General features: G+C 54.3%; 17 protein-coding genes and 1 riboswitch. Of the genes, 11 read left to right on the plus strand and 6 right to left on the minus strand.

All coding sequences use genetic code 11. The annotated features are described in order from the left end of the window. Positions 1-39: 39 nt before the first annotated feature. From OGV83_RS00610 to OGV83_RS00620, 3 genes are read left to right on the plus strand one after another with little or no spacing between them, the layout of a single operon-like run. A complete protein-coding gene (locus tag OGV83_RS00610; protein ID WP_286463012.1) occupies positions 40-2,337 on the plus strand; it encodes a formate C-acetyltransferase in 2,298 nt (765 codons plus the stop codon). Next, positions 2,303-3,181: a [formate-C-acetyltransferase]-activating enzyme gene (locus tag OGV83_RS00615; protein WP_286463013.1), complete on the plus strand. Its 879-nt coding sequence runs from the start codon at positions 2,303-2,305 to the stop codon at positions 3,179-3,181. The genes OGV83_RS00610 and OGV83_RS00615 overlap by 35 nt, the downstream gene beginning before the upstream one ends. 1 nt (position 3,182) lies before the next feature. Next, positions 3,183-3,539 (plus strand): PTS fructose-like transporter subunit IIB, encoded by a 357-nt coding sequence (locus tag OGV83_RS00620; protein ID WP_112001499.1) that lies wholly within the window; start codon positions 3,183-3,185, stop codon positions 3,537-3,539. Here the strand turns inward: OGV83_RS00620 and OGV83_RS00625 are convergent. The 4 genes from OGV83_RS00625 to argE all read right to left on the minus strand — a co-directional run bounded on the left by OGV83_RS00625 (position 3,526) and on the right by argE (position 10,567). Next, complete coding sequence (locus tag OGV83_RS00625; protein WP_049008124.1) at positions 3,526-4,386, minus strand: AraC family transcriptional regulator; 861 nt, start codon at positions 4,384-4,386, stop codon at positions 3,526-3,528. The two genes, OGV83_RS00620 and OGV83_RS00625, sit on opposite strands and share 14 nt — an antisense overlap. 138 nt (positions 4,387-4,524) lie before the next feature. Beyond that, positions 4,525-6,258, minus strand: a complete 1,734-nt coding sequence (locus OGV83_RS00630; RefSeq protein WP_286463014.1) for a phosphoethanolamine transferase CptA — start codon at positions 6,256-6,258, stop codon at positions 4,525-4,527. A 218-nt stretch (positions 6,259-6,476) separates the two neighbouring features. Beyond that, positions 6,477-9,128: a phosphoenolpyruvate carboxylase gene (gene ppc, locus OGV83_RS00635; protein WP_012133836.1), complete on the minus strand. Its 2,652-nt coding sequence runs from the start codon at positions 9,126-9,128 to the stop codon at positions 6,477-6,479. Between the two features lie 287 nt (positions 9,129-9,415). Next, positions 9,416-10,567 (minus strand): acetylornithine deacetylase, encoded by a 1,152-nt coding sequence (gene argE, locus OGV83_RS00640; RefSeq protein WP_286463015.1) that lies wholly within the window; start codon positions 10,565-10,567, stop codon positions 9,416-9,418. Positions 10,568-10,721: 154 nt separating this feature from the next. Between argE and argC the strand changes: the two genes are divergently transcribed. The 4 genes from argC to oxyR all read left to right on the plus strand — a co-directional run bounded on the left by argC (position 10,722) and on the right by oxyR (position 15,250). Then, positions 10,722-11,726 (plus strand): N-acetyl-gamma-glutamyl-phosphate reductase, encoded by a 1,005-nt coding sequence (gene argC / locus OGV83_RS00645; protein ID WP_012133834.1) that lies wholly within the window; start codon positions 10,722-10,724, stop codon positions 11,724-11,726. Between the two features lie 7 nt (positions 11,727-11,733). Continuing rightward, complete coding sequence (gene argB / locus OGV83_RS00650; RefSeq protein WP_286463017.1) at positions 11,734-12,510, plus strand: acetylglutamate kinase; 777 nt, start codon at positions 11,734-11,736, stop codon at positions 12,508-12,510. Positions 12,511-12,626: 116 nt separating this feature from the next. Continuing rightward, positions 12,627-14,000, plus strand: coding sequence for an argininosuccinate lyase (gene argH / locus OGV83_RS00655; RefSeq protein ID WP_286463018.1), 1,374 nt, complete (start codon positions 12,627-12,629; stop codon positions 13,998-14,000). 332 nt (positions 14,001-14,332) lie between these two features. After that, a complete protein-coding gene (oxyR, locus tag OGV83_RS00660) occupies positions 14,333-15,250 on the plus strand; it encodes a DNA-binding transcriptional regulator OxyR (RefSeq protein ID WP_012133831.1) in 918 nt (305 codons plus the stop codon). On the opposite strand, the gene sthA is transcribed toward oxyR, so the two are convergent. Continuing rightward, the gene (sthA, locus tag OGV83_RS00665; RefSeq protein WP_012133830.1) at positions 15,233-16,633 is read right to left on the minus strand and encodes a Si-specific NAD(P)(+) transhydrogenase; all 1,401 of its coding nucleotides are present in this window, start codon (positions 16,631-16,633) and stop codon (positions 15,233-15,235) included. The two genes, oxyR and sthA, sit on opposite strands and share 18 nt — an antisense overlap. A gap of 198 nt (positions 16,634-16,831) precedes the next feature. Between sthA and fabR the strand changes: the two genes are divergently transcribed. Next, complete coding sequence (gene fabR / locus OGV83_RS00670) at positions 16,832-17,467, plus strand: HTH-type transcriptional repressor FabR (RefSeq protein ID WP_047459767.1); 636 nt, start codon at positions 16,832-16,834, stop codon at positions 17,465-17,467. A 15-nt stretch (positions 17,468-17,482) separates the two neighbouring features. Beyond that, positions 17,483-17,842 carry a YijD family membrane protein gene (locus tag OGV83_RS00675; RefSeq protein WP_012133827.1) on the plus strand — a complete coding sequence of 120 codons (360 nt, stop codon included), beginning with the start codon at positions 17,483-17,485 and terminating at the stop codon, positions 17,840-17,842. A gap of 195 nt (positions 17,843-18,037) precedes the next feature. Here OGV83_RS00675 and trmA read toward each other — a convergent pair whose 3' ends face one another. Further along, complete coding sequence (gene trmA / locus OGV83_RS00680) at positions 18,038-19,138, minus strand: tRNA (uridine(54)-C5)-methyltransferase TrmA (RefSeq protein ID WP_047459762.1); 1,101 nt, start codon at positions 19,136-19,138, stop codon at positions 18,038-18,040. Between the two features lie 114 nt (positions 19,139-19,252). Further along, a riboswitch (cobalamin riboswitch) is annotated at positions 19,253-19,442 on the plus strand. Positions 19,443-19,507: 65 nt separating this feature from the next. On the opposite strand from trmA, the gene btuB reads away from it, so the two are divergent. Both btuB and murI read left to right on the plus strand, forming a co-directional pair. Beyond that, positions 19,508-21,376, plus strand: coding sequence for a TonB-dependent vitamin B12 receptor BtuB (gene btuB, locus OGV83_RS00685; protein ID WP_114848748.1), 1,869 nt, complete (start codon positions 19,508-19,510; stop codon positions 21,374-21,376). Then, positions 21,321-22,172, plus strand: coding sequence for a glutamate racemase (gene murI, locus OGV83_RS00690; RefSeq protein WP_286463019.1), 852 nt, complete (start codon positions 21,321-21,323; stop codon positions 22,170-22,172). The genes btuB and murI overlap by 56 nt, the downstream gene beginning before the upstream one ends. Positions 22,173-22,253 lie beyond the last annotated feature (81 nt).

Genomic DNA, 22,253 nt, shown 5'->3' on the forward strand with positions numbered 1-22,253 from the left:
GCCGCCATCCGGCAACAAGCTTGCCTACAGGAGTTCCTCATGACGAATCGTACCCAGCGCCTTAAAGCCGCACTTTTCCAGAATAACCGTGAAATTTCGCTTGAGCGCGCGCAGCTGTATACCACCAGCTATCAGCAGACAGAGGGAGAGCCGGTCATATTGCGTCGCGCTAAAGCGACGGCGTATATCCTTGAGCATGTTGAAATTTCGATTCGTGATGAGGAGTTGATTGCCGGGAACCGTACGGTGAAACCGCGGGCGGGGATTATGTCGCCGGAAATGGACCCGTACTGGTTACTTAACGAGTTAGATCAGTTCCCGACGCGTCCACAGGACCGTTTTGACATCAGCGAGGACGATAAGCGCCTCTACCGCGAGGTGCTGTTCCCGTACTGGGAAAAACGGTCGATGAAGGATTTCATCAACGGTCAGATGACCGATGACGTGAAAGCCGCCGTCAGCACGCAGATTTTTAGCGTTAACCAGACGGATAAAGGGCAGGGGCACATTATTATTGATTACCCGCGGCTGTTGAATCACGGTCTGGGCGAACTGGTGGCGCAAGTGCGGCAACACTGCCAGCAGCAGCCGGACAATCACTTTTACCAGGCGGCGTTGCTGCTGCTGGAGGCTTCGCAAGGCCACATTCTGCGTTACGCGATGCTGGCGGAGAAAATGGCGGAAAGCTGCCTGGATGCGCGTCGGCGTCAGGAGTTGCTCACCATTGCCGCGAACTCCCGACATAACATGCAGTACAAGCCGCAAACCTTCTGGCAAGCGTGCCAGCTGTTCTGGTACATGAACATCATTCTGCAATATGAGTCTAACGCCAGCTCGCTCTCGCTGGGGCGTTTTGACCAGTATATGCTGCCGTTTTATCAGGCATCGCTGAGCCAGGGCGAAGACCCGGCATTTTTAAAAGAACTCCTCGAATCGCTGTGGGTAAAATGTAACGACATCGTGCTGTTACGTTCGACCAGCAGCGCACGCTATTTCGCCGGATTCCCGACCGGTTACACCGCATTGCTTGGGGGATTGACGGAGAACGGACGCAGTGCGGTGAACGTGCTCTCTTTTCTCTGTCTTGATGCGTACCAGAATGTGCAACTGCCGCAGCCGAACCTTGGCGTGCGCACCAATGCGCTGATTGACACGCCCTTCCTGATGAAAACGGCGGAGACGATTCGCCTCGGCACCGGTATTCCGCAGATCTTTAATGATGAAGTGGTTGTGCCTGCGTTCCTGAACCGGGGTGTTTCGCTGGAGGACGCCCGTGATTACGCGGTAGTGGGGTGTGTGGAGCTGTCGATTCCGGGCAGGACCTACGGTCTGCACGACATCGCCATGTTCAACCTGCTGAAAGTGATGGAAATCAGCCTGTATGAGAATGAAGGAAACCACGCGCTGACGTACGAAGATCTGTTGGCGCATATTCGCGCCAAAATCAGCCATTACATTACGCTGATGGTGGAAGGCAGTAATATTTGCGATATCGGCCACCGTGACTGGGCGCCAGTGCCGCTGCTTTCCTCGTTTATCAGCGACTGCCTGGATAAAGGCCGTGATATTACCGATGGCGGCGCGCGTTATAACTTCTCTGGCGTACAGGGGATTGGCATTGCTAATCTGAGCGACTCCCTGCACGCGTTAAAAGGGCTGGTATTTGATCAGCAACGTTTACGTTTCGATGAGCTGCTGGCGGTGTTAAAGGCGAACTTTGCGACGCCGGAAGGTGAGCGAATTCGTGCCCGGCTGATTAACCGCTTCGAGAAATACGGTAATGATATTGATGATGTGGATAACATCAGCGCTGAACTGCTGCGCCATTACTGTAAAGAGGTGGAGAAATACCAGAACCCGCGCGGTGGGCAATTTACACCGGGTTCATACACTGTCTCCGCGCATGTGCCGCTGGGTTCGGTGGTGGGGGCGACGCCGGATGGCCGTTTTGCCGGGGAACAGCTGGCAGACGGCGGGTTGTCGCCAATGCTCGGCCAGGATATGCAGGGGCCGACGGCGGTGCTGAAATCAGTAAGTAAACTGGATAACACGCTGCTTTCTAACGGTACGCTGCTCAACGTGAAGTTTACGCCCGCGACGCTGGAAGGTGAGGCCGGCTTGCGCAAACTGGCGGATTTTCTGCGCGCCTTTACCCAGCTTAAGCTACAGCATATTCAGTTTAACGTGTTGAATGCGGATACATTGCGTGAAGCGCAATTGCGCCCGCAGGATTTCGCCGGGCTGGTGGTGCGCGTGGCGGGTTACAGTGCCTTCTTTGTCGAGCTGTCGAAGGAGATCCAGGATGACATCATTCGCCGCACCGCGCATCAGCTGTAAGAATCTGGAAACGAGCGCTGATGATGTCGCACGTATTTTCAACATTCAGCGTTATTCGTTGAATGACGGGCAGGGAATTCGTACGGTGGTCTTTTTTAAAGGCTGCCCGCATACCTGTCCGTGGTGCGCCAATCCAGAGTCTATTTCGCCACGCATCGAAACGGTACGGCGGGAGAGTAAATGTCTGCATTGCTCGCCCTGCTTGCGTGATGCGGATGAATGCCCTTCCGGGGCGTTTGAACGTATCGGGCGCGATATTACGCTGGATGAACTGGAACGCGAGGTGATGAAAGACGAACTCTTTTTTCGCACCTCCGGCGGTGGCGTCACGCTTTCTGGCGGTGAAGTATTAATGCAGGCGGCGTTTGCCACGCGGTTTTTGCAACGTCTGCGACGTTTCGGCATTTCCTGCGCGATTGAAACCGCAGGCGATGCGCCTGCCAGCCGGTTGCTACCGCTGGCTAAAGTGTGCGATGAAGTGCTGTTTGATTTAAAGATTATGGAGCCGCGCCAGGCGCATGAGGTGGTCAAAATGAATTTACCACGCGTGCTGGATAACCTGCGTTTACTGGTAAACGAGGGGATTACGGTCATCCCCCGTTTGCCGTTGATTCCGGGCTACACGCTCAACGTTGAGAATATGCAGCGTGCGTTGGCAGTGTTGCTATCGTCAGGGATTAATCAGGTGCACCTGCTACCGTTTCATCAGTATGGTGAAGCGAAATACCGTCTGCTTGGGCAGGCGTGGGCAATGAAAGATGTGCCTGTACCCTCGCCGCAAGAGGTGGCGGAAATGCAGGCGTTGGCAGAGCGAGCCGGGTTTCTGGTCACTGTGGGAGGTTAATATGACAGTCTCAACTGTACGCTATCTGGTTGCCGTTACCGCCTGCGTCAGCGGCGTGGCGCATACCTATATGGCTGCCGAACGCCTGGAGAAGCTCTGCCAGCAGGAAAAATGGAACATTAAAATTGAAACCCAGGGGGCGCTGGGCACGGAAAATCGCTTAACGGAGGAGGATATTAACCGGGCGGATGTTGTGTTGCTGATTACGGATATTGAACTGGCGGGCGCGGAGCGTTTTGTTCAGAGTCGGTATGTTCAGTCAGGAATTAACGCCTTTCTTCGCGAACCTCAGCGGGTGATGAGCGCCGTGCGTAAACTGCTCACCGCGCCGCAGCATACGCATCTTATTCTGGAGTAGCCTTCTTTTCCGTCAACTGGCTGTGGTACTGCCGACGATATTCTGACGGCGAACGCTCCGTATTTTTACGAAACAGGCGGCAGAAATAGTTGCTGTCGACAAATCCACAGGTGTGAGCCACTTCTTTGACTTTCAGATCGTAACCCTTCAGCAGCGTTTTCGCGTGTTCCAGCCGAGTGTGATTCAGATATTCGTTAAAGCCGATAGCGCCTGTTTTTTGAAACAGATGAGAAAGGTAGTTTGGCGAAATATAAAACGCCTGCGCCACCGATTCGCGGGTGAGCGGGGAAGCGTAACGCTCATCGATATAGCTGCGAATCGCTTCAAAAAGCGCCTGACTCCGTGACGCCGTCTGGATTTGGCTACCCAGCAGGTCGCGGCAGTGGCTCAACAGGCTGGCGACAATTAATCGGGCCGTCTGCTGTTCCTGCGGCTGCATCTGCATTTCATTGAGCGTTTGCAGCAGGAAGGAGCCAATACGTGGGCCTCGACGTGCGACATGCTGCTTTGCAAGATTCTGATATTGTTTGCCGTCCCAGTGAACAACGCTGAAACCTAATTGCTGCTTGCCGAACAGGATGCTGAGCGTGGTGACGGGCGTTTGCCACTGCGGGAAGTTCCAGCTGCCTGCCGGAACATACAGAACGTCGCCAGCGATGAGTGTCACGGGCGCGGCCGGGATGCCTGTATCGGTGAACTCTCCCTCCAGCACCATCTCCAGGCGTGGAAAATCAACCTGATACGCCAGTTCGGGCGCCGTACCGCTGGTATTGGCGAAAAAAACCTGCCGCAGCGCCATAGGGCCGTTAATCAGACGGGAGAGAAGGTGGCTGACGTCGTGATACATGTTGATACCTTGCAGAGCGCAGACAGAGGAAACAGTAACGTTGAACGTAAACCGCCTCAAGCGATAATTGCCGGATGGCGGTACACGGGTTATGCATTTTGTAGGCCGGATAAGCGTCAGCGTTATCCGGCGATGCCGTTACTGATTCCCGACACGATCCCCGTAAGGCAGGGTATCGTAATCAATCAACGCGTTTTTCTTATACGGGTTGCCAATCCAGCGCGTGATCGCCTTAAACTGCGGGCTGGTGATGGAGCGCGTCGGGTCGAACCCGTCGTAGGTCAGCCCCGCTAAGTCGGACCAGGTATGGATAAGTTCAGAGCTGCTGTACTTGCGGTCAACATACGCCGAGAGATCGCGCGGGTGTGCGGCCTGCCACTTTTCTGACGTCCATAACAGGAACGGCACCGTATACATATGACGCGTAGGGTTGTCTTCGTTACGTCCCTGCGTTTTGTGCGGCGGCGTGTCATACACTTCTTCACCGTGATCGGAGAAGTAGAGCAGAAAACCGTTCGGGTCAGTCGCTTTATAGTCCTTAATCAGGCTGGCGACGACATGGTCGTTATACAGATTCGCGTTATCGTAATCGTTATAAATATCCTGTTCGTCTTCGCTCACGCCCGCAGGGATATGATCGGTTTGACCGTCAAATTTTCCCTGATTCTCCGGGTAGCGGAATTTGTATTTGATATGTGTTCCCAGCAGGTGAACGATAATAAATTTCTTCGGTGCCGGGTCGGCCATCACGTCTTTAAAGGGCGCCAGAACGTTGGTGTCATATTCCCGCGCGCTTTGAGTACGCTGCTGATTCATATAAAACTGCTTGTCGGTCTGTTTCGAGAATACGGTCAGCATCGTATTACGCGCGGTCATCGTCTGCTGATTGGTGATCCAGAACGTCTTATAACCTGCCTGTTTCATCATGTTCATCAGCGACGGTTTCGTCAGATACAGATCCGGGTTCTTTTCATTGGCGAAGGTCAGCGCCTGTTGCAGAATTTCAATCGTGTATGGCCGGGAGGTGACGACGTTATTGAATACGGTCAGATCCGGGTCGCTTTTATGCAACGCGTCCAGCTCTGGCGTGGTTTCACGCGGGTAACCGTACAGACTCATGCGACCACGCTGGGTTGACTCGCCGATAACCAGCACTAACGTACGCGGCGCATCACCGGAGTTATCTTTAAAATTCGTTAACGGAGGCAGTGCGTTGTTCTCGTTAAGCAGGCTATTCAGCGACGTGAGTTGCTGATTATATTGATAATAGCCATTGATAAACTGCCACGGCGCAGCGGGTTCCATACGCGAGGCGAGGCCGCCTAATGTCTGCTCAAACGGCTTATGTTTGATAAACGTCCCGACGGCGATCGGATGCAGAATAAGGCCGTATAACAATGCAAAGGAGACTAACCAGCGCCACGGCGCGGGAATATATATGGGCTTTAAACGCGTCCACAGCAGGATTGCCACAGCGGTATAGGCCAGAGCGATAAGGATAATCTTCAGACTGAAATACTGGCTCAAGTACTCGCTGGCTTCGTTCGCGTTTGTTTCAAACATGACATACAGAACGCTTTGCGAGAATTCCTGCCCGTAAATGACATAATAACTGAGCGCCGCCAGCGAAGAGGCCCAGAGTACAACGCCAATAGCGGCGGCAATCGCGCGGGTATGACGGGGAAATAAAAATACCGGGATCAGCCAGAGCGAACTGAAAAGCAGTGAATCACGCAGCCCGTTGGTGCCGCTATAGCCGCTGATGCAAATAACGGCCTGAAGTAATGTAGAGAAGAACCAAAAATAGAGTAGCGCCCAGCCAAGGGCTTTCCAGCTAAACGAAGGTTTAGCAGATGTGTGTGTGAAGAACATATATGAAGCCTGTTTTTATTCGAGTCGCCAACGTAGCGACAAATCATTAAGAGAACCTTAAGTATGGCGATGCCAGTGACCTATTCTTGTTGATGGCGTATTCAGCAGAGTGAACAAAACGCAGGCAGGAATATATTGAAAAACAGGCGATTATTACAGAAATATTTCAAAGCCCTCTCGCCCGGGCGGGCGAGAGGGGATATGACGATGCGTGTGGGTTAGCCGGTATTACGCATCCCCGCAGCCACGCCCGCAATCGTGACCATCAGCGCCTGCTCGACGCGCGGGTCTGGATCTTTGCCTTGCTCTTCTGCAAGACGGGAACGGTGTAAAAGCTCCGCCTGCAATACGTTCAGCGGGTCGGTATACACATTCCTTAACTGGATAGACTCGGCAATCCACGGCAGGTCGGCCATCAGATGGGAATCGTTGGCAATCGCCAGCACCACTTTGATGTCCTCTGCCAGCAGGTTGCGTAACTCTTCACCCAGTGGCCACAGCGCTTTTTTGACCAGGCGTTGATCGTAGTATTCCGCCAGCCACAGGTCGGCTTTAGAGAACACCATCTCCAGCATGCCGAGGCGCGTGGAGAAGAACGGCCAGTCGCGGCACATGGCTTCCAGTTCGCTTTGCTTGCCATCTTCAACGACTTTTTGCAGCGCAGTGCCCGCACCCAGCCAGGCCGGGAGCATCAGGCGGTTTTGCGTCCAGGCGAAGATCCAGGGAATGGCGCGCAGGGATTCAACCCCGCCTGTCGGGCGACGTTTTGCCGGGCGCGAACCGAGCGGCAATTTGCCCAGTTCCTGTTCTGGCGTTGCGGAACGGAAGTACGGGACGAAGTCTTTATTCTCACGGACATAGCCGCGATACAGGTCGCAGGAGATCACGGACAGCTCGTCCATGATATGACGCCACGAATTTTTCGGCTCCGGCGGCGGCAGCAGGTTGGCTTCCAGAATCGCGCCGGTGTACAGGGACAGGCTGCTGATGGTGACTTCAGGCAGGCCGTACTTAAAGCGGATCATCTCACCCTGTTCGGTCACGCGCAGGCCGCCTTTCAGGCTGCCCGGCGGTTGGGAAAGCAGTGCGGCATGAGCAGGCGCGCCGCCACGGCCAATGGAACCGCCGCGACCGTGGAACAGCGTCAGTTCAATTCCGGCTTTTTCACAGGTTTTGATCAGCGCGTCCTGAGCCTGATACTGCGCCCAGGAGGCGGCCATTACGCCTGCGTCTTTCGCCGAGTCAGAGTAGCCAATCATGACCATCTGTTTGCCCTGAATAAAGCCGCGATACCAGTCGATATTCAGCAACTGAGTCATTACCGCGTCGGCGTTGTTCAGGTCGTCCAGCGTTTCGAACAGCGGCGCAACAGGCATGGCAAAGCTAATTCCGGCTTCTTTCAACAACAGATGCACGGCCAGCACGTCGGACGGCGTTTTCGCCATAGAGATAACGTAAGCGGCGATGGAACCCAGCGGCGCTTCGGCAATCACTTGACAGGTCTCAAGCACTTCGCGGGTGTCGTCGCTCGGTTCCCACTGACGAGGCAGCAGCGGACGCTTGGAGTTGAGTTCGCGGATCAGGAAAGCCTGTTTATCGGCTTCGGACCAGCTTTCATAATCGCCGATGCCCAGATAACGCGTCAGTTCGCCCAGCGCTTCGGTATGGCGGGTGCTCTCCTGGCGAATATCGATGCGCACCAGCGGCACGCCAAAGCATTTCACCCGGCGCAGGGTATCAAGCAGTTCGCCATTGGCGATAATGCCCATGCCGCACGCTTGCAGAGACTGATAACAGGCGTACAGCGGCTCCCACAGCTGCTCGTTTTGCGTCAGCAGGCCAGCGGGTTTCGGCAGTTTCTCGCCTTTCAGACGCGCTTCCAGCCAGGCTTGCGTTGCCATCAGGCGGGAACGCAGGCTTTTCATCAGGTAGCGGTAAGGTTCTGATGCGCCTTCTTCGCCGACCAGCGCCAGCAGTTCCGGCGTGGCGTCGACCATCGACAGCTCAGAAATCAGAACCTGAATATCTTTCAGGAACAGATCGGTGGCTTTCCAGCGGCTCAACAGGAGAACGTGGCGGGTGACATCAGCCGTTACGTTCGGGTTGCCGTCACGGTCGCCGCCCATCCAGGAGGTGAAACGCACCGGAACAAAATCCACCGGCAGTTTGTAGCCCAGATGTTCTTCCAGTTGTTCGTTCAACTCACGTAGATAATTTGGCACCCCTTCCCACAGGCTGTTTTCAACCACCGCAAAGCCCCATTTGGCTTCGTCGACCGGACTTGGGCGGTTTTTACGGATTTCATCCGTATGCCAGGACTGGGCGATCAGCTGGCGCAGACGGCGCATGAGCTGATTACGTTCGTAATCCGCGATCTCTTTGTTATCAAGCTGCTTCAGACAGGCGTTGACTTCGCCCATTTTGTGAATCAGCGTGCGGCGAGTGATCTCGGTAGGGTGTGCGGTCAGTACCAGTTCCAGAGATAACGACTCCACCGCGTTTTTGATGGTGGCTTCGTCGAGATTGGGTTGATCTTTCAGTTTACGCAGGGTGCGGGCAATCACTTCCGGGTTGCTGGCAGCTTCGCCCTGCGGCGAAATGCTGTGGTACTGCTCGGCGGTATTGGCCAGGTTCAGGAACTGACTAAACGCGCGGGCAACAGGCAGCAGCTCGTCGTTGGACAGATTCTGTAGCGTGGTGAGCAACTCCTGGCGATTCGCTTCATTGCCAGCGCGAGATGATTTAGACAGCTTACGGATTGTTTCTACGCGATCAAGAATGTTCTCTCCCAGCGCATCCTTGATGGTCTCTCCCAGCACTTTGCCGAGCATACTGACATTACTACGCAACGCGGAATATTGTTCGTTCATATGATCCCAGACACCCCATCTGTTTTGAATATGTCCTGTATCTTTCGCGTCACAGCGGCGTTGGCTGCAACGTGAAATCTTTCGGACTTTAATTTTTTACATCACTTCTTATCTTTATAAAGCCACGTAAAACACCTGACGTCAATTGCTGCGAAATCGGTTCAGCAAACGAATAAATGACGGGAATTTACGTAATTTAATTCACATCGAATCAAATAAGCGTTGCTTATGGAAATGTTAATAAATCACCTCACTTACCACTAAAGGGTTAGCGAGGTGATAAGCAGTTAATGCCAGCAGAAATGATGGACAACCTGCGTAATCAGCTCGCGGGTTGGCTTGATAAAACGCGTTTCCAGATATTCATCCGGCTGGTGCGCCTGATTAATCGAACCCGGGCCAAGCACCAGCGTTGGGCACAAGGTCTGGATAAACGGCGCTTCGGTGCAGTAGTTCACCACTTCGGTTTGCGCGCCCAGCAGTTTCTCGACCACTTCCACCAGTTGATGGTCAGGCGGGCATTCGTAGCCGGGAATCGGCGGATGCAGTTCGGACACCGTCAGACGGCCCGGCCAGCGCTCGCTCACGGGCGCCAGCGCATCGTTGAGCAATCCGTTGAGATCGTTCAGCGTCATGCCCGGCAGCGGGCGAATATCCATATGCAACTCGCAACAGGCGCAGATACGGTTCGCGGCGTCGCCACCGTGAATGTGGCCCAGGTTTAATGTCGGATAAGGAACGGTAAACGCCGCGTAGTGATAACGTTCTTTCAGGTCATCGCGCAGCTGCATGATGCGGCTAATGGCGTCGTGCATCAGCTCAATGGCGTTAACCCCGCGCGCCGGATCGCTGGAGTGGCCCGATTGCCCCAGAATGCGGATGGCGTTTGAAATGTGGCCTTTGTGCGCGCGCACCGGTTGCAGGGACGTTGGTTCACCGATGATCGCGCAGTCCGGGCGCAGGGCGGTGGTTTCAGCAAAATAGCGCGCGCCCGCCATGCTGGTCTCTTCATCGGCGGTAGCCAGAATATACAGCGGTTTTTTCAGCGTCGTCACATCCACGTCACGCAGGGCATCGAGGATAAAAGCAAAGAAGCCTTTCATGTCCGCCGTACCCAGCCCGTAGAGCTTGTTATCGTGCTCGGTCAGCGTGAACGGATCGCGCGTCCAGCGTCCGTCGTCAAAGGGAACGGTATCGGTATGGCCCGCCAGCAACAAACCGCCAGCACCCTGTCCGGTGCTTGCCAGCATATTGAATTTATTGCGCGTACCGGGGACTGCCTGAACCTCAACCTTGAAGCCCAGATCTTTAAACCAGTCTGCCAGCAGAGTGATTAAAGACGCATTACTTTGATCGAGCGCTTCTTCGGTAGCGCTAATCGATGGTGTGGCAATCAGAGCGCGGTAAATCTCGATAAATGGCGGTAAAGTGTTTTTCATTGTTGACACACCTCGGGTCATGATAGTATCAATATTCATGCATTATTTGTGAATAAAAATACATTAACGTTGAGCGTAAGAAAACCCACCAACTGTAAGGTGAAGTTGTTACGGCTTAACCAGGCAACCAGACATAAGAAGGTGAACAGCCCCGATGTTGAATACGCTGATTGTGGGTGCCAGCGGTTACGCTGGCGCAGAGCTTGTGACCTATGTAAATCGTCATCCTGATATGACCATAACCGCTTTAACCGTCTCAGCGCAAAGCAATGATGCAGGAAAGCTAATCTCTGATTTACATCCGCAGTTAAAAGGCATTGTCGATCTGCCATTGCAGCCAATGTCTGATATTAGCGAGTTCAGCGGCGGGGTGGATGTGGTGTTTCTCGCCACCGCGCATGAAGTGAGCCACGACCTGGCCCCGCAGTTCCTGAATGCGGGCTGCGTTGTGTTTGATCTCTCCGGTGCGTTCCGGGTTAATGATAGCGCCTTCTACGAAAAATATTATGGCTTTACCCATCAGCACCCTGAGCTGCTGGAACAGGCGGTGTATGGCCTGGCGGAGTGGAGCGCGGACAAGCTAAAAGAAGCGAATCTGATTGCGGTGCCGGGATGCTATCCGACGGCGGCGCAATTGTCGTTAAAACCGCTGATTGACGCAGGCCTGCTGGATCTCAACCAGTGGCCGGTCATTAACGCAACCAGCGGCGTGAGCGGCGCCGGGCGTAAAGCGGCGCTTTCGAACAGTTTCTGTGAAGTCAGCCTGCAACCGTATGGCGTCTTTACCCATCGTCATCAGCCGGAAATCGCCACCCATCTGGGGGCTGAGGTTATTTTCACGCCGCATCTGGGGAACTTCCCGCGCGGGATTCTGGAAACGATCACCTGCCGCCTGAAAGCTGGCGTTACCCATACTCAGGTGGCGCAGGCGTTGCAGCAGGCGTATGGCGACAAGCCGCTGGTGCGGCTATATGACAAGGGCGTTCCGGCGCTGAAGAATGTGGTCGGGCTGCCGTTCTGCGATATTGGCTTTGCCGTTCAGGGCGAGCACCTGATCGTGGTGGCGACCGAAGATAACCTGTTGAAAGGCGCAGCGGCGCAGGCTGTGCAGTGCGCAAATATCCGTTTCGGCTTTGCTGAAACGCAGTCTCTTATTTAAGGGTGCAATGATGAATCCATTAATTATCAAGCTGGGCGGCGTATTACTGGATAGCGAAGAGGCGCTGGAGCGTCTGTTTACTGCGCTGGTCAATTACCGCGAGTCGCATCAGCGTCCGCTGATTATCGTGCACGGCGGCGGCTGCGTTGTGGATGAACTGATGAAACAATTAAATTTGCCGGTGAAAAAGAAAAATGGCCTGCGCGTGACGCCCGCCGATCAGATTGACATCATCACCGGCGCGCTGGCGGGAACTGCCAATAAAACCTTGCTGGCGTGGGCGAAAAAACACCATATCGCGTCCGTTGGCCTGTATCTCGGCGACGGTGATAGCGTAAAAGTGACTCAGCTCGATGAAGCACTGGGCCACGTTGGACTGGCGCAGCCGGATTCGCCTAAGCTGATTAACATGCTGCTGGAAGGCGGCTTCTTGCCGGTGGTCAGTTCCATTGGCGTGACCGAAGAAGGGCAACTGATGAACGTCAATGCCGATCAGGCGGCGACGGCGCTGGCGGCAACGCTGGGGGCGGATCTGATCCTGCTTTCTGATGTAAGCGGTATTCTGGATGGCAAAGGTCAGCGCATTGCCGAGATGACGGCGGCCAAAGCGGAACAGCTGATCGATCAGGGCATCATTACCGACGGCATGATTGTGAAGGTGAACGCGGCGCTGGACGCCGCCCGCACGCTGGGGCGCCCGGTGGATATCGCCTCCTGGCGTCATGCCGAGCAGCTTCCGGCGTTGTTTAACGGTACGCCGATCGGTACGCGTATTCTGGCTTAAACTATTTTGTGCCCGATGGCGGCCACGCCTTATCGGGCCTGGGTGAACCGAACCTGTAGGCCGGATAAGCTAAGCGCCATCCGGCATTGAAATTCAAGATATTAAGGAAGCATGTTATGGCACTTTGGGGTGGGCGTTTTACACAGGCAGCGGATCAACGGTTCAAACAGTTTAATGACTCATTGCGCTTTGATTACCGCCTGGCCGAGCAGGATATCGTCGGCTCTGTGGCCTGGTCCAAAGCTCTGGTCACGGTTGGGGTGTTGACTGCGGATGAGCAACTGCAACTGGAAGAGGCGCTGAACGCGCTGCTGGAAGAGGTTCGGGTGAATCCGCAGCAGATTCTGGAAAGCGACGCGGAAGATATTCACAGCTGGGTGGAAGGCAAACTGATCGATAAAGTCGGCCAGTTGGGTAAAAAGCTGCACACCGGGCGCAGTCGTAACGACCAGGTTGCGACCGACCTGAAGCTATGGTGCAAAGATACGGTCACCGAGTTGCTGTCTGCTAACCGTCAGTTACAAAGCGCGCTGGTAGAGACGGCGCAGAATAATCAGGATGCCGTCATGCCGGGGTACACCCATCTGCAACGCGCGCAGCCGGTGACGTTTGCCCACTGGTGCCTGGCGTATGTGGAAATGCTGGCGCGTGATGAGAGCCGCTTGCAGGATGCGCTCAAGCGTCTGGACGTCAGCCCGTTAGGCTGCGGCGCGCTGGCGGGCACGGCGTATGAAATCGACCGTGAACAGCTGGCCGGCTGGCTGGGCTTTGCCTCGGCGACGCGTAACAGTCTGGACAGCGTGTCCGATCGCGACCATGTGCTGGAACTGCTGTCCGACGCGTCTATCGGCATGGTTCACCTGTCGCGCTTTGCGGAAGACCTGATTTTCTTTAATACCGGTGAAGCGGGCTTCGTGGAACTCTCCGATCGCGTGACGTCGGGTTCATCGCTGATGCCGCAGAAGAAAAACCCGGATGCGCTGGAACTGATCCGTGGCAAGTGCGGCCGTGTGCAGGGGGCGTTAACGGCGATGATGATGACGCTGAAAGGCCTGCCGCTGGCGTACAACAAAGACATGCAGGAAGACAAAGAAGGGCTGTTTGATGCGCTCGATACCTGGCTGGACTGCCTGCACATGGCGGCGCTGGTGCTGGACGGCATTCAGGTAAAACGTCCGCGCTGCCAGGAAGCGGCGCAGCAGGGCTATGCGAATGCGACTGAGCTGGCGGATTATCTGGTTGCCAAAGGCGTGCCGTTCCGTGAAGCGCACCATATTGTGGGTGAAACGGTGGTGGAAGCGATTCGACAGGGAAAACCGCTGGAAGATCTGTCGCTAGCTGACCTGCAAAAATTTAGCGCTGTGATTGGCGATGATGTGTATCCGATTCTGTCGCTGCAATCATGCCTGGATAAACGTGCGGCGAAAGGCGGTGTTTCACCGCAGCAGGTTGCGCAGGCGATCGACTACGCGAAGGCGCGTCTGGCGTAACTGGCGTTGTGCCGGATGGCGGCTGATGCCTTATCCGGCCTACAAAAAATTGTGAACCGTCGCCATCCGGCAACAGTCATCAGAGCCTGGCATCACGTCGGGCTTATTTTATTTATGCAAAAAAAAAGCGGACCATAGGGTCCGCAAAAGTTCACGTTGGCTTTAGTTATTTCGAGTTGAGAAAAACTCTTTGAACGGGCGGTGACTTCAAGGGTTAAAGAGGTACCGCTCCGTTTCTGTGATGTATTATTAGACAGAAAGCTTGATAGGGATAATCGTTCGTTGCTATGCTACCTATCGCCATGAACTATCGTGGCGACGGAGGATGAATAATGAATATTCGTGATCTTGAATACCTGGTGGCATTAGCCGAACACCGCCATTTCCGGCGTGCGGCGGACTCCTGTCACGTCAGCCAGCCGACGCTCAGCGGGCAAATCCGTAAGCTGGAAGATGAACTGGGCGTAATGCTGCTGGAGCGTACGAGTCGTAAAGTTCTGTTCACCCAGGCGGGTTTACTGCTGGTGGATCAGGCGCGCACCGTGCTGCGTGAGGTCAAAGTGCTCAAGGAGATGGCAAGCCAGCAAGGTGAGACGATGTCTGGCCCATTGCATATCGGCCTGATCCCAACGGTTGGCCCTTACCTGCTGCCGCATATTATTCCGATGCTGCATCAGACCTTCCCGAAGCTGGAAATGTATCTGCATGAAGCGCAGACGCACCAGCTGCTGGCGCAACTGGACAGCGGCAAGCTTGACTGCGTGATCCTGGCGCTGGTGAAAGAGAGCGAGGCGTTTATCGAAGTGCCGCTGTTTGATGAACCCATGATGCTGGCGATCTATGAGGATCACCCGTGGGCGAATCGCGATCGTGTGCCGATGTCCGATCTGGCGGGTGAAAAACTGCTGATGCTGGAAGACGGGCACTGCCTGCGCGATCAGGCGATGGGCTTCTGCTTCGAGGCGGGCGCGGATGAAGACACCCATTTCCGGGCGACCAGTCTGGAAACGCTGCGCAACATGGTTGCGGCGGGGAGCGGTATTACCTTACTGCCTGCGCTGGCGGTTCCGCAGGAGCGTAAGCGTGATGGCGTAGTCTACCTGCCGTGCATTAAGCCGGAGCCTAAGCGTACGGTTGGGTTGGTTTATCGTCCGGGATCGCCGCTGCGCAGTCGCTATGAGCAACTGGCGGAGGCCATCCGTGCGGAGATGGATGGCCATTTCGACAAAGCGTTAAAACAGGCGGTTTAAGCCGTTTAGCGCCGCTACCCGATAGGCTTCCGCCATTGTCGGGTAGTTAAAGGTGGTGTTAACGAAGTACTCAATGGTGTTACCGCCGCCTTTCTGTTCCATAATCGCCTGGCCGATGTGAATAATTTCGGCCGCGCGTTCGCCAAAGCAGTGAATCCCCAGAATCTCTTTTGTTTCCCGATGGAACAGGATCTTCAGCGTTCCCACGTTCATCCCGACGATTTGCGCGCGCGCCAGGTGCTTAAACTGCGCACGTCCGACTTCGTAAGGCACTTTCATCGCCGTCAATTGCTGCTCGGTTTTGCCGACGGAGCTGATTTCCGGGATGGTGTAAATCCCGGTAGGGATATCTTCAATAAGATGGGCGGTCGCTTCGCCTTTCACCAGCGCCTGCGCGGCAATTCGACCCTGGTCGTAAGCGGCGGAAGCCAGACTCGGATAGCCAATCACATCGCCCACCGCGTAAATGTGCGGCAGTGCGGTCTGGTACATGCTGTTGACCTTGAGTTGCCCACGGCTGTCGGTTTCCAGACCGATATTTCCCAGCGCCAGTGAATCGGTGTTACCGGTGCGTCCGTTGGCGTACAGCAGACAGTCGGCCTTCAGCTTTTTACCGGATTTCAGGTGCATAATGACGCCGTCGTCGCAGCCTTCAATCTTCTCGTACTCTTCGTTATGGCGAATAACCACGCCGCTGTTCCAGAAGTGGTAAGAGAGAGAGTCGGACATCTCCTGATCAAGAAACGCCAGCAGACGGTCGCGGGTGTTAATCAAATCAACTTTGACGTCCATTCCCCGGAAGATTGACGCATATTCGCAGCCGATCACCCCGGCGCCATAGATGATGACGTGACGAGGTTCGTGATGCAGGCTAAGGATTGAGTCGCTGTCGTAAATACGTGGATGCGCGAAATCAACGTCGGCCGGGTGATAAGGACGCGACCCGCAGGCAATCACGAATTTCTCCGCCGTCAGGGTTTCGACCGTGCCGTCGTGGCACTCCAGCGCGAGGGTGTTTTCGTCAACAAAATGCGCATTACCCTGCAATATTTCACAGTGGTTGCGCTCATAAAAGCCCTGCCGCATGCGCGTTTGTTGATTAATGACGTTATCGGCATGGTTGAGAATATCGGCAAAGGAAGAACGAAGTAGTCGGGAGTGGTCGCTGTAGAGGGGGTTCTGGTTGAATTCGATGATACGGCTGACGGCATGGCGGAGCGCTTTCGACGGGATGGTGCCCCAGTGGGTACAACCGCCGCCAACGTTGTGATAACGCTCAATAACGGCGACGCGCGCTCCTTGCTTAACCAGACCCATTGCAGCGCCTTCGCCGCCGGGGCCTGAACCTATGACGATTGCATCATAATCCCAGGAATGTGGCATGGTATTACTCACCTGTTTTTATACATAAAATAAACACGATGATAACATTCGCGCGCCTTTAACCCAATTATCGTTGTGCTTTTTTGTGGAGCTGGAGCACAAACAGCCTGTAAACAATCATTCACAAAGCTGAACAAACAGATTAAGTTTGTTCTCTGGTATAGTGCCAGATAAGGCATATGGAAGGATTCAGACATCGTGATGGGCGTTAGAGCGCAACAAAAAGAAAAAACCCGGCGTTCGCTGGTAGAAGCCGCATTCAGTCAACTGAGCGCCGAACGGAGTTTCGCCAGTCTCAGTTTACGCGAAGTAGCGCGTGAAGCGGGCATTGCGCCAACCTCATTTTATCGCCATTTCCGCGATGTGGATGAGCTTGGCCTGACGATGGTGGATGAGAGCGGTTTAATGCTGCGCCAGCTGATGCGCCAGGCGCGTCAGCGTATTGCCAAAGGCGGCAGTGTGATCCGTACCTCGGTCTCCACATTTATGGAGTTCATCGGCAACAATCCTAACGCCTTCCGTTTATTATTGCGTGAACGTTCCGGCACCTCGGCCGCGTTTCGCGCCGCAGTCGCGCGTGAGATTCAGCATTTCATCGCGGAACTTGCGGACTATCTGGAACTCGAAAACCATATGCCGCGCGCGTTCACTGAAGCGCAAGCCGAAGCGATGGTGACGATTGTGTTTAGTGCAGGTGCCGAGGCGCTGGATGTTGGTGCGGAACAACGCCGACAGCTGGAAGAGCGGCTGGTACTGCAACTGCGCATGATTGCGAAAGGGGCATATTACTGGTACCGCCGTGAACAAGAGAAGATGGCACATCACTCCGAGTAACGTGAAGGACGAGCAATGAAACAGTCAGGTCAAGATAAAGGTACGCTGTTGCTGGCGCTGGTCGCTGGCTTATCGATCAATGGCACATTCGCGGCGCTGTTTAGCTCCATCGTGCCGTTTTCTGTATTCCCGATTATCGCGCTGGTGCTGGCGGTTTATTGCCTGCATCAACGTTATCAAAACCGCACCATGCCTGTCGGCTTACCGGGGCTGGCTGCTGCCTGTTTTATCCTCGGCGTGCTGTTGTACAGCACCGTGGTACGTGCGGAATACCCGGATATCGGTTCTAACTTCTTCCCGGCGGTGCTGTCGGTGATTCTGGTGTTCTGGATTGGCTTTAAGATGCGTAACCGCAAGCAGGAAGTCGCGGAATAATGCCGGATGGCGGCGTAAACGCCTTATCCGGCCTACGATGATTTGTAGGCCCGGTAAGCGCAGCGCCACCGGGCATATCGCCGGATGGCGGCGTAAACGCCTTATCCTGCCTACGATGATTTGTAGGCCCGGCAAGCGCAGCGCCACCGGGCATATCGCCGGATGGCGGCGTAACCACTTTATCTGGCCTACGTTTTACCTGGCAGTGAGTAACACGCCGCATTCCATATGGTGCGTATACGGGAACTGATCGAACAGAGCCAGACGTGACACATTGTGCGTCTGGCTTAATGTTTCCAGGTTCTTACACAGTGTTTCCGGGTTGCAGGAGATGTACAAAATACGCGGATACGCCTGCACCATTTTCTCGGTTTCACTGTCCAGCCCGCTACGCGGCGGATCGACAAAAATCGTTTCACACTGATAGCTCTTCAGGTCGATGCCCTGCAAACGGTTAAACTCACGTACTCCGTTCATCGCTTGCGTAAACTCTTCGGCGGCCATACGGATAATCTGCACGTTATCAATATGGTTAGCGGCAATGTTGTACTGCGCTGCGGCGACTGACGGTTTGGCGATTTCCGTTGCCAGCACCCGGTCAAAGTTACGCGCCAGAGCCAATGAGAAGTTGCCGTTGCCACAGTACAGTTCAAGCAGGTCGCCTTTCGACGCTTTGGTTGCATCCAGCGCCCACTCCAGCATCTGAATATTCATTGCGGCATTAGGCTGCGTGAAGCTGTTCTCTACCTGACGGTAGATCATCTCTTTTCCCGCCACGGGCAGACGTTCGTCAATGTAATCCTGATCCAGCTCGATTTTGGTTTTGGTCGCCCGGCCAATCAAATGCACATTCAGGTTCTGCGCTCGCAGCGCATCCCGCAGCGTTTCCGCTTCCTGGCGCCACTCATCATCCAGCTTTTTATGGTACAGCAGCGAAACCACCGCCTGATTGCTCATCGTGGTGAGGTAATCAATCTGGAACAGCTTATGGCGCAGGACGCGATTATGGCGCACGCCTTCAATCATCGCCGTCATCAGCTGGTTAATCAGCTCGCTGGCCGCCGGGAAGCTGTCGACGCGGATACGGCTTTTCGTCTGCTGATCAAAAATGATGTGATACAGGTCGTCGCCGTCATGCCACAGGCGAAATTCGGCGCGCATCCGATAATGGCTGACTGGCGAGCGAAACACTTCCGGGACCAGGTCAGAAAACGGCGCCATCATACTCTGCAAGCGCACCACTTTTTCGGCTAGCTGCGCGTCATACTGTTCTGTCGGAAGGTGTTCGGGGGTCATGATGCATCCTGAAAAATAAAAGTACGCGGGGATTGTAGGGATTGCTCATCAGATGTCCAGTCATTGATGATTTCCGATATTGTGATATGCGGTCTGGACGTAGATTGTTACAGAATGTAGCATCCGTGAGCCGGTCCTGTGAGTTAATAGGGAATCCAGTGCGAATCTGGAGCTGACGCGCAGCGGTAAGGAAAGGTGAGATGAGAGCATAAGCAGACACTGCCACCCGGCGGGAAGTCATCATCTCTTGTATCCTGAGGATAACCTTCCAAGCCCGAAGACCTGCCGGCTAACGTCGCATCTGGTGTTCATCATCGCGTACTATCGATGAAGCCTGCGGCATCCTTCTTATATTGTGGATGCTTTACAATGATTAAAAAATCTTCGCTGCTGACGGCGCTCTCCGTCACGGCATTTTCTGGTTGGGCGCAGGATACCAACCCAGACACCCTGATCGTCACCGCAAATCGTTTTCAACAACCTGTTAATACCGTACTGGCGCCTGCTGATGTTGTGACGCGTGAGGATATCGACCGCTGGCAAGCGAAGAATTTGAATGATGTGATGCGCCGCCTGCCAGGCGTTGATATCAATCAAAACGGCGGCATGGGGCAGTCTTCTTCTTTATTTATTCGTGGTACGGAAGCCAAACAGGTATTGGTTCTGGTCGATGGTGTTCCCATGACCCGCCCTGGCATTACGAATAACCCCGATCTGAATCAGATTCCAATATCGCTGGTGCAACGCGTGGAATACATTCGTGGACCACGCTCGGCGATTTATGGTTCCGGCGCAATGGGTGGGGTCATTAACGTTATTACGCACTCCGATCAAGAACAGTCAAAAATTACCGCGGGCGTTGGTTCAAAAGGTTATCAGCAATATGACGGTACGTTGCGCCATCGCTTTGGCGACACTGTCGCCACGGTAGCGGGTTCTTATGAGGGCAATAAAGGCTTTAACGTACAGCCCGGCTCAACCTGGGATCACGATCGCGACCGCGATGGTTTTCGCAGCAAGGCATTTTGGGGCAGCCTCGAACATAAATTTAATGATAATTTCGATGGTTTTTTCCGTGGTCACAGTTATACCAACAACTCTGATTACGATCTGGGAAGCCCGCCGTCGATTCCGGCCTACAGTGCTGATGAATCGCAACTCTACAATCAGAGCTGGGATGCCGGTCTGAAATTCAACTCCGGGATTTACTCTTCACAACTTCTCGCCAGTTACCAGAAGGTGAAGGACTATAACTACAGCAGTATTTATGGTCGCTATCATGACGGTACGACGCTCGATCGCATGACTCAGCGTAACCTGCAATGGGGTAATAACCTTATCGTGGGGCACGGTTCCGTTAGCGCTGGCGTAGACTGGCAGCAGCAGCGTTTGACCTCATCCGATACCGCGCTTTCGGACACATATAAACGCGATAACACCGGTTTATACCTGACCGGTCAGCAACAATTCGGCGATGTAACGCTGGAGGCTTCAGGGCGTGAAGATCATGATGAACAGTTTGGCTGGCATGGCACCTGGCAGACGACGGCTGGATGGGAGTTTATCGACAACTATCGAGTAACTATCGGCTATGGTACCGGGTTCCTGTCTCCATCTCTGGGGCAGCAGTTTGGTTCTACCCGTTTTGGCATCAACGCGAATCCTAACCTGAAACCGGAAGAGTCTAAACAGTGGGAGGCCGGGCTGGAAGGGCTCACTGGTCCGCTGGACTGGCGCCTGTCTGCCTACCATTACAAGATTACTAACCTGATCACCTACTACTTTGATCCAAACACCTACCAGGGTGAGTATGACAATATTGATGCGGCAACCATTAAAGGCGTGGAATGGACGGGCAGCTTTGATACCGGCATCTTTAGCCATCGTGTTACGTTGCAATATGTCGATCCGCGTAATGACGACAACGGTGAAGTGTTAGCCCGACGCTCGAAGCGCCAGGCGAAGTATCAACTGGACTGGACGATGTTTAACGTCGATATGGATGTATCGTGGCAGTATTACGGCAAGCGTTACGATAACAACACCTCCCAGTACAATAACACCCAGCAAATCTTGCCGAGCTATAGCACTGTTGATGTTTCTGCATCGTATCCGATCACCGATCGCCTGACAGTTCGTGGTAAAATCGCCAACCTGTTCGATAAAGATTACGAGACAGCTTATGGCTACCAAACTGCAGGACGAGAGTACTACTTGTCTGGCAGCTACACCTTCTGATCCACGTCCCACCGTGCTGGTGTTTGATTCCGGCGTCGGTGGGTTGTCGGTCTACGATGAGATTCGGCATCTCCTGCCGAATCTCCACTATATATATGCTTTCGATAACGTCGCGTTTCCTTACGGGGAAAAGAGCGAAGCGTTTATTGTCGAGCGCGTTGTCGAGATCGTTACCGCAGTGCAGCAGCGTTATCCTCTCTCACTTGCGGTAATCGCCTGTAATACGGCCAGCACGGTTTCTCTTCCTGCATTGCGTGAAAAATTCGCGTTCCCGGTTGTGGGCGTCGTACCTGCGATTAAACCCGCAGCGAGGCTGACCGCCAACGGCATCGTCGGGTTGCTGGCAACGCGTGGCACGGTAAAACGCCCTTATACCCATGAGTTGATAGCGCGATTCGCGAATGAATGTCAGATAGCGATGTTGGGATCGGCAGAACTGGTGGAACTGGCGGAAGCCAAACTGCACGGTGAACCCGTATCGCTGGAGGAACTACGCCGTATCCTGAGACCCTGGCTGCGGATGCCGGAACCGCCCGACACGGTTGTTCTGGGATGTACCCATTTCCCTCTATTACAGGAAGAACTGTTGCAGGTCCTTCCTGAAGGGACAAGGCTGGTGGATTCCGGGGCGGCGATTGCGCGTCGCACGGCCTGGTTGTTAGAGCATGAAGCACCGGATGCCAAATCAGCGGAGGCTAATATTGCTTTCTGCATGGCAATGACGCCAGATACCGAGCAATTAATACCCGTTTTACAGCGTTACGGTTTCGAAACGCTCGAAAAACTGGCGGTTTGAGGTGGTTTTGCTTAAAAAGAAAGCAGTCGGAAAATAATTTTAAATTTCCCCTTGTCAGGCCGGAATAACTCCCTATAATGC

The sequence above is a fragment of the Citrobacter sp. CK189 genome, from assembly GCF_030333505.1.
Taxonomy (GTDB): domain Bacteria; phylum Pseudomonadota; class Gammaproteobacteria; order Enterobacterales; family Enterobacteriaceae; genus Citrobacter_B; species Citrobacter_B koseri.